The following is a 1,047-nucleotide window of genomic DNA, read 5'->3' on the forward strand; positions in this document are numbered from 1 at the left end:
CTAGAGCCGCGCCCGAGCGTGTTGGGACGTCTCGGAGCCCGAGACGTTGAGGGGTGGAGGAGGATGCCGATGCCTTCACCGTTGTCCGTCGATCTACGCCAGCGTGTCGTCTCCGCCGTTTCGGAGGGGGCCTCCTGTCATCAGGCGGCAGCCCGGTTCGGTGTCAGCGTGTCCAGTGCCAGTCGCTGGTCGGAACAGTTCCGCCAGGATGGGCAACTCACGCCCAAGCCATCGGGTGGCGATCACGCCTCGCACCGGATCGAGGCGCAGGCCGAACTGATCCTGACGACCTATGAGGCGCGGCCGGCGATCTTCCTGCACGAGTTGCGCGACGCCTTGGCCGAGCGCGGCGTGCAGACCAGCACGAGCAGCCTGTCGCGCTTCTTCGCCCGGCACGGCATCACCCGTAAAAAGGGGCGATCCACGCGGCCGAGCAGGGGCGCGAGGACGTAAGGGCCGCTCGCGAGGCTTGGTTCGAGAACCAGGACGCCCTCGATCCCGACAGGCTGGTCTTCCTCGACGAGACGGCTGCGGCCACCAACATGGCGCGCCGCTACGGTCGAGCCCCGCGGGGCGAGCGCTGCCGCCTTGCCGTCCCGCACGGGCACTACAAGACCACCACCATCACCGCCGCCCTGCGCAGCGATGGGCTGTGTGCCACCACCCTGTTCGACGGAGCCACCAACGGCGAACGCTTCCGGGCCTACGTCACCGACACGCTCGTGCCCGTGTTGAGGCCCGGCGACACCGTCATCCTCGACAACCTGCAGGCTCACAAGGTGACGGGTGTGCGTGAGGTGATCGAGGTTGCCGGGGCGAGGCTGCTCTACCTCCCGCCCTACAGCCCGGACTTTAATCCGATCGAGCAGGTCTTCGCCAAGTTGAAGGGCCTGCTCCGAACCGCGGCGGCCCGCACTGTCCCAGACCTGTGGCACACCATCCGGCAGGCCTTCACTCATTTCACAGCCGACGAATGCCGCAACTGCATCGCTGCCGCCGGTTACGATACCGACTTGGCCGTTGCTACGTGAGCGGGCACGGCTCTAG

At 67.3% G+C, this 1,047-nt stretch carries 1 protein-coding gene; it reads left to right on the forward strand.

Annotation, left to right across the window (positions count from 1 at the left end):
* Nucleotides 1–69: 69 nt before the first annotated feature.
* A protein-coding gene (locus tag AX737_RS31915; RefSeq protein ID WP_156453576.1) for an IS630 family transposase occupies nucleotides 70–1,031 on the forward strand; the annotation gives its coding sequence in 2 pieces (ribosomal slippage) (nucleotides 70–421 and nucleotides 421–1,031; 963 coding nt in all).
* The last annotated feature ends 16 nt before the right edge of the window (nucleotides 1,032–1,047 follow it).

The sequence above is a fragment of the Methylobacterium sp. CCH5-D2 genome, from assembly GCF_001556475.1.
In the GTDB taxonomy this organism is placed as follows: Bacteria; Pseudomonadota; Alphaproteobacteria; order Rhizobiales; family Beijerinckiaceae; genus Methylobacterium; species Methylobacterium hispanicum.